Origin of the sequence: Devosia sp. (genome assembly GCF_017307565.1) — a bacterium.
Lineage (GTDB): Bacteria > Pseudomonadota > Alphaproteobacteria > Rhizobiales > Devosiaceae > Devosia.
In genome coordinates this window covers 1-6,994 of sequence record NZ_JAFKHD010000487.1, presented here as the reverse complement: position 1 = coordinate 6,994, position 6,994 = coordinate 1, and the positions used below count along the sequence as shown (strand labels likewise).

The 6,994-nt window shown below is 63.4% G+C and carries 6 protein-coding genes and 1 other RNA gene (1 of these 7 cut by a window edge); all 7 read right to left on the bottom strand.

The annotated features are described in order from the left end of the window. An RNA gene (gene rnpB / locus J0I64_RS21290) (RNase P RNA component class A) lies at nt 1–166 on the bottom strand; it reaches 293 nt to the left of the window's first position. 45 nt (nt 167–211) lie between these two features. Next, entirely contained in the window at nt 212–958 is a 747-nt protein-coding gene (locus J0I64_RS21285; RefSeq protein ID WP_291412068.1) for a DnaJ family molecular chaperone, read from the bottom strand. Nucleotides 959–1,074: 116 nt separating this feature from the next. Further along, complete coding sequence (locus tag J0I64_RS21280) at nt 1,075–1,920, bottom strand: hypothetical protein (RefSeq protein WP_291412066.1); 846 nt, start codon at nt 1,918–1,920, stop codon at nt 1,075–1,077. 167 nt (nt 1,921–2,087) lie between these two features. Continuing rightward, a complete protein-coding gene (metF, locus tag J0I64_RS21275) occupies nt 2,088–2,984 on the bottom strand; it encodes a methylenetetrahydrofolate reductase [NAD(P)H] (protein ID WP_291412063.1) in 897 nt (298 codons plus the stop codon). A gap of 4 nt (nt 2,985–2,988) precedes the next feature. Beyond that, nucleotides 2,989–3,939, bottom strand: a complete 951-nt coding sequence (locus J0I64_RS21270) for a metalloregulator ArsR/SmtB family transcription factor (protein WP_291412061.1) — start codon at nt 3,937–3,939, stop codon at nt 2,989–2,991. A gap of 141 nt (nt 3,940–4,080) precedes the next feature. Continuing rightward, nucleotides 4,081–5,220, bottom strand: a complete 1,140-nt coding sequence (locus J0I64_RS21265; RefSeq protein ID WP_291412059.1) for a DUF2336 domain-containing protein — start codon at nt 5,218–5,220, stop codon at nt 4,081–4,083. 173 nt (nt 5,221–5,393) lie between these two features. Next, nucleotides 5,394–6,994 (bottom strand): catalase/peroxidase HPI (gene katG, locus J0I64_RS21260; RefSeq protein ID WP_291412057.1); only part of this gene is annotated, 1,601 nt, incomplete at its 5' end.

The following is a 6,994-nucleotide window of genomic DNA, read 5'->3' as shown; positions in this document are numbered from 1 at the left end:
CCGCACCCTTTCACCCTTACCCCGGCGAACCGGGGCGGTTTGCTTTCTGTGGCACTTTCCCTGGGGTCGCCCCCGGCGGCTGTTAGCCGTCACCGTGTTTCGAAGGAGCCCGGACTTTCCTCCGGCATGAGGTTACCCTCATGCCAGCGGCCACCCGGTCAACTGGCGCGCCGATGTAGGGGCGCGCCCTGCCCCGCGTCAAGCGCGAAGATCAGGCAAGCAGCGGCTGCGGCCTTGGTTTTGTGATCGCCTGGTAGGCAAGGTTAATGGCAGCCATGCGGGCTGTCGCCACATCGATCAGCTCTTCGGGCACACCCTTGGCGATCAGGCGATCGGGGTGGTGTTCGGCAACCAGCAGGCGATAGACACGGCGCACTTCCTCGGGCGGCGCATCCTGGGAAAGGCCGAGAACCACATAGGGATCGACGCCTTCTTCGAGCATTACATGCTGGGCCGCGATCTGTTCGAAGCGGACTTCGTCGAAACCGAAAATGGCACTGACCGAGCGCAGATAATCGAGTTCGGCTTCATGCACCAGGCCATCGGCCGTCGCGATGAAGAAGAGACCATCGAGCACGTGCTCCAGCGTTTCGGGCGCATCGGCGAAGAAGCGGGCCACCTTGCGCGCATAGGCCTCGTAGCCGGCCACATCCTGCTTGGCGAGGTTGAACAGGCGCTCCACCTGAGGCTCCTGCCCCTTGGTGATTTCAACGGTGGCGTTGAAGGCGCGAACTTCGGACGCCGTGACGGCACCATCGGCCATGGCCATCTTGGCCGAGAGGGCGATCAGGGCAAGCGTGAACGCAGCCTCGCGGCCGCCGGGCAGCCAGGTGTCGGGATCGAGGATATTGGCGATATGACCGACCACGCCGGTGCGTCGCGAAAACGAACCGAGAAAGCTCGAAAGCTTATGCCAGACATCGCGATTTTCTTCAGCCTTGCGTACGCAGCACAGCATCGGCCTTGCCCTCATACCTGTCGAGTCAGCCCCGAATTATAGGGTACGCAGATTATCCATGCATTGCGCGGCGGTCCATGGCCCCTAGCGCATGGGAGACGCCCGCTGCCCGACGGTCAGAACGGCACGTAATAGACGTCGTTGTCGCGCTGCGGGTAGCGCTGCGCTGGCCGATTGTTGCCCGGACCTTCATCGAGCCAGAAGCCGTTGCCGTCATAGGCCGGCTGGTTCTGTTGCACCTGATAGGTGGCACTGCTCTGCTGGTTACGACGGGCCAGAAATTCCGACAGCGGGCCGGATTCCCAGTCTTGCAGATCTTCGGAGCTAACGAAATCGCCCTGCTGCTGTTGCTGCGGTGGCAAAGCGGCTGGGGGCACCGTTGGACGGTCGATGATCAGCGGCTGCTGGTTCGATGCAAGCGGAACCGTAACCGGCTGCGGACGCATCGAGAGCGGCATCGGAATCGGGGCAACCTTGGGCGGCAAGGCGGCAACCTGCTGGTTCGGCTGGGTCACGGGCGGCTGGGTGGCCGGCGGCGTGGTGGCCGTCTGCGTCGGCGTGGGCGCCGTTGGTGCGGGCGTCGCGATCTGCGGCTTTGTGGCGGGTTGCGTGGGCTTGGTCGCCGCCGGAGCACCGCCGCCAGTGATATAGCTCGGCAGCTCCCTGCCGGACTGCAGGAAGCCGTCGACGGGGTCTGACGAGCTGGCAACGGCCTGCGGCGTGGTTTCTGGCACCGGAGCAGGCTTTGGCGCTTCAGCGGCCTTCTCGACGGCAGGCGCGGGCTTGGCGGCAGCGGGCGGCGTTGTCGCAGCGGGCGCGGTCGGCGTGGCGTCGACTACGGCGATGCTAGGCCCGGCGCCGCCGGCGAATGCACCGCTGATATAGTCAGCAGCAGGAATCCCAATGACGAGCAGCGCCCCGGCCCATGCCAGGCCATTGGTCAGGCGGCGATCCATCTTCATAGGTCTATTCGGCTCCGCTTTGCGACGCGATTGATCTGCCGATCAAGGCGAACTTGGTGGCCATTTTATGAACCACCCGTTCACAACCTTCTGCGGCCAACAAGCTGAACAGAAGCTGAATGGCAGGAGACGGGCGTGTTCCGGCCCATGCCCCTGCCCCACAACCCCTAGTTTGGACGCCGCCCGAGCAGGCGCGCCAGCGCCAGGACCAGGTTGGATCGGTTGAGCGTATAGAAGTGGAACTCGGTGACACCCTCATCGAGAAGCTCGGTCACCTGCTCGGCGGCAACGGCTGCGGCCACCAGCGCATGCGTATCCGGATCGTCCTCGAGCCCCTGGAAACGCTCGGCCAGCCAATCGGGAATCGAGGCGCCGCAGCGCGCGGCAAAGCCCGAAATCTGCTTGAACGAGTGAATCGGCTGGATGCCGGGCACGATGGGCGCATTGACACCGGCCTTGCGGGCGCGCTCGACGAACCTGAGGTAGTCCGCATTGCGGAAAAACATCTGCGTGATGGCACGGTTGGCGCCGGCGTCGACCTTGCGCTTGAGATTGTCGATATCGGCGTCCCAGTCGGCACTCTGCGGGTGCTTTTCGGGATAGGCGGCGACGGAAATGTCGAAATCGCCGATCTTGCGGATACCGGCCACAAGGTCCGCCGCGTTCTGATAGCCCTGGGGATGTGGAACGAAGGGCTGACCGATGCCCTCCGGCGGATCACCGCGCAGGGCCACGATGCTCTTCACACCCGCCTCGGCAAAGCCGTGCACCACGTCATTGACCTCGCCCTTCGAGGCGCCCACGCAGGTGAGGTGCGCTGCGGCCGGCACGCCAGTGTCGGATGTGATATTGCGCACCATGCGCAGGGTGCGTTCGCGGGTCGAGCCGCCGGCGCCATAGGTAACCGAAACGAAACGTGGTTTCAGCGGCGCCAGCTTGTTGATCGACTCCCAGAACTTTTCTTCCATCGCGTCCGTCTTGGGCGGGAAGAACTCGAAGGAAATCTGCAGTGGGGGGCGCTTGTCAGCGGTGAGGCGACTGGCGCGGTGGTCGTCGTCGATCATGGGTCTATTCCGTGTCTGTGCGGTCGCTGAGGCGCCAGAGGCATACCGTCAGTCCACCGTCCGTGTTCTTGCTGGGGAACTCGCGCACCGACTGCACCCGCAATCCGGCGGCCTCGGCCCAGCCTGTCATCTGCTCGCGCGATAGACCAAGCCGGCGATGGGCATGGTCCGTGCGCAGGAATTCGAGGGCGTGCGGCGCAAAATCCACGATCAGGATTTCGCCACCTCGCCTCAGGAGGCGTCGCGCCTGTGCCAGCATTCGGCCGGGATCGTCGAAATAGTGCAGCACCTGGTGGATCACCACCACATCGGCCTGCCCGATCGAGGTGTCGAGCGCGGCGATGTCGCCCAGCCGCACCTGCGCATGGTTCACGCCAGCCGAAGCAAGGCGCGAGCGGGCGACCGCAAGCATTTCGCGGCTAGAATCGACGCCGATGGCCCGCTTGTAGACCGGCGCCAGCAGTTCGAGCATTCGGCCCGTGCCGGTGCCGAGATCGACGAGAAGATCGACGACGCGGTTCTGCAGCGCTTCGAGCAACGCCGCTTCTACAGCCTCCTCGGGCACATGCAGGGTCTTGAGCAGGTCCCAGCTATCGGCGACCTTGGCGAAATAGGCCGTGGCTAAAGCCTGCTGCGCGGCCATCGCTGCCGCCTGACGGTCCCGATCGCGCTGACGCTCGGGATTGTCGTGGTCGATACGGGCCACGAGCCAGCGCGCCAGCTCGGCACCATGGCCGTGCGGCGCCAGCCCATAATAGGCCCAGGCGCCCTCGGCATGGCGCTGGATGAGGCCGGCGTCGGCGAGCAGTTTTAGGTGGCGGGAAACGCGGGGTTGGCTCTGATCGAGGATCTCGGTAAGATCCTTCACCGAATGATCGCCATCGGCGAGCAGCGCCAGAAGCCGCAAACGCGTGCTCTCCCCTGCAGCCTTCAAAACACCGACCAGTTCCGACACGTTCTTCCTCGCTAGATATAAAGATATGTTTATATCTGGAACGAGTGCAAGGTCCAGTGTTTTTAGCGCACCGACCGCAAAGCAAAGCCCGGCGCCAGAACTCGCCTGGGCCGGGCTCGAGATATTGGCGGGCGCTGCGGCTTAAGCCGACATAGCCTCCGGCTGATGCACCTGCGCGGCAGCGTTGCGACGGCGGAAGGAGTGGGCGCGCCAAAGCTCAAAAATGTTGCGCGCCTCTTCCTCGTCGAGAGCTTCGAAGCGGCTGACCATCATCTCCTGATGGTCATGGGTGGGCATATCACGCCAGGGTAAGGTCGAGGCGATGGCACCGAAAAGATCGGACTTGAGACCGGCTGCGCGTAACGCAACGGTTACGGCTGCATAGTCCTGGCTCGCGAGCCATTTGACCACGATTTCCGGGGCAACGCGCAGCATCACCGCGATGGCGGCAGCGGCGTGGTGACCATAGCCGAAGCGGGCAAAACGGGCGAGCGCACGATCATCGAGCTGCTTGCGATCGGTCAGCGCGCGGACCTGGTTATAGGCAACCTTCCACTCCTGCGCGTTGAAACCGGCGCGGTTGCGGATGCGCTTGTAGACGACGGCGTTGACCTTGCCGGCCGTGACCGGATCGAAGCGGCCGTCGACTTCGCCGAGGGTTTCGAGAACCTTGTCGGCGACGGAGTCGATTTCACCGCGCAGCGATTTCCAGTCGATTTCGGCGCGGTTGCGAAGGTCTTCGGCAATGGCTTCGTCCTGGCTGGCACGGGCCACCAGCTTTTCGAGCGTGGTGCGACCAATCTCGGCATTGGCATTGCGAACCAGCCGGATAACCGTTGAGGAATCGCCATGCTCGACCACCGCCTCGCTGACGCGTTCGGTAACCGATGAGCGACCGGCAATGGCTTCGCGGTGCGCTTCGGACTGCTTTTCGATGATGTCGATCAGATCGTCGTCGCTGAGCACGCTGGAGAATTCGAGCAGCGGACGCGCCACTTCGATATCGTCATTGGCAAGCTTGACGACGACGGTGCCCGGAGCGCGCTGCAGCGGCGCGAGAATCTTCGCCACATGAGCGCGGGCCTCGACTTCCACGAGCTCGGCGAGGAGGCATAGCGCCTCGTCATACTGGACCACCTGCTCATCGTCGCATCGGTCCGATACGAAGCTGAAAAGCTTGGCCATATTGCGGAATAGCTGGTCCCGCTCCGAATGGCTGTCCTCGCCATTGAGCACACGAAAGCTCGCAAACGCACGACGGCCTTCTTCGAATTCACTCATAACCTTCTCCGGGCGGGATACCGCATAGATGGAATGAAATTGCGGGGAGACTCGCTTGGGAGTGCTGAAGGCAACCGGGAGCAATTGAATCAAATTGCCAAATCCCCAGGACCAACAAAAAGGGCCCCGGGAAAATCTCCCGGGGCCCTCTGCTTTTTAGCTGTTCGCAGGACTTAGAGCAGGTCGAAGCGGTCTGCGTTCATGACCTTGGTCCAGGCAGCAACGAAGTCGCTGACGAACTTGGTCTGCGCATCGGCGCTTGCATAGACTTCGGCCAGGGCGCGCAGCACCGAATTGGAGCCGAATGCCAGGTCGACGCGGGTTGCCGTCCACTTGACCTCGCCGCTCTTGCGGTCGACGCCTTCGTAGAGCGTCTTGGCGTCCGAAGTCGCCTTCCACTGCGTGCTCATGTCGAGCAAATTGACGAAGAAGTCGTTGGTCAGAACGCCCGGGCGCTTGGTGAACACACCATGTTCGGCACCGCCGACATTGATGTTGATGGCGCGCAGGCCACCAAGCAACACGGTCAGTTCGGGCGCAGTCAGCGTCAGCAGTTGCGCACGATCGAGCAGCACGACTTCGGCCGGGACGGCGAGAGCCGGGTTCTCGTAGTTGCGGAAACCGTCAGCGGGCGGCTCGAGGAAGTCGAAGCTTGCAGCGTCGGTCTGCTCGGCAGTCGCATCGGTACGGCCGGGCGTGAAGGGCACGGCAACGTCGTGTCCGGCAACGCGTGCAGCCTGTTCGATACCGGCACCACCAGCCAGGACGATCAGGTCGGCGAGCGAGATCTGCTTGCCGCCACGGGCGTTCTGGTTGAACTCGGTGCGGATGGTTTCGAGGGCTTCGAGCACACGAGCCAGTTCCAGCGGCTGGTTCACCGCCCAATCCTTCTGCGGAGCCAGGCGAATGCGGGCACCATTGGCACCGCCGCGCTTGTCACCGCCGCGGAAGGTCGAGGCCGAAGCCCAGGCCGTGCCGACGAGATCGGAAACCGAAAGACCGGAAGCCAGAACCTTCTGCTTCAGTTCGGCAATGTCAGCAGCGTCGACGAGAACGCCGGTGACGGCCGGAAGCGGGTCCTGCCAGATCAGCTCTTCCTTCGGCGCTTCCGGGCCGAGATAGCGCGAGCGCGGGCCGACGTCGCGGTGAGTCAGCTTGAACCAGGCGCGGGCGAAAGCTTCGGCAAAGGCCTGCGGGTCTTCGAGGAAACGACGCGAAATCTGTTCGTAGATCGGGTCGAAACGCAGCGAGAGGTCCGTGGTCAGCATCGTCGGACGGTGCTTCTTGCCCGGAACATGGGCGTCCGGAATGATTTCTTCGGCGTCCTTGGCTTCCCACTGGATGGCGCCAGCCGGGCTGCGGGTCTGCACCCATTCGTACTTGAAGAGGTTCTCGAAGAAGAAGTTGCTCCACTGGGCCGGGGTCTGGGTCCAGGTCACTTCAAGACCGCTGCCGATGGTGTCGGCGCCGTGGCCAGTGCCATAGGAGCTGGTCCAGCCAAAGCCCTGCTCGGCAAGGTCGGCCGCTTCCGGATTGTCGCCCTTGTACGATTCAGCCGAAGCGCCGTGGGTCTTGCCGAAGGTGTGGCCGCCGCCGATCAGGGCAACGGTTTCCTCGTCGTTCATCGCCATGCGCTTGAACGTTTCGCGGATGAACTTGGCAGCCGAAAGCGGATCGCCATTGGCGCCCGGACCTTCGGGATTGACGTAGATCAGGCCCATTTCGGTGGCGCCGAGACCGCGATCGAAATTTTCGAGCGGGCGGTGCTTCAGCC

Excerpts from the sequence above, each read along its gene's own strand:
- J0I64_RS21285 (WP_291412068.1), bottom strand. The coding sequence starts at position 958 with ATGCTGTGCTGCGTACGCAAGGCTGAAGAAAATCGCGATGTCTGGCAT.
- J0I64_RS21280 (WP_291412066.1), bottom strand. The coding sequence starts at position 1,920 with ATGAAGATGGATCGCCGCCTGACCAATGGCCTGGCATGGGCCGGGGCG.
- metF (WP_291412063.1), bottom strand. The coding sequence starts at position 2,984 with ATGATCGACGACGACCACCGCGCCAGTCGCCTCACCGCTGACAAGCGC.
- J0I64_RS21265 (WP_291412059.1), bottom strand. The coding sequence starts at position 5,220 with ATGAGTGAATTCGAAGAAGGCCGTCGTGCGTTTGCGAGCTTTCGTGTG.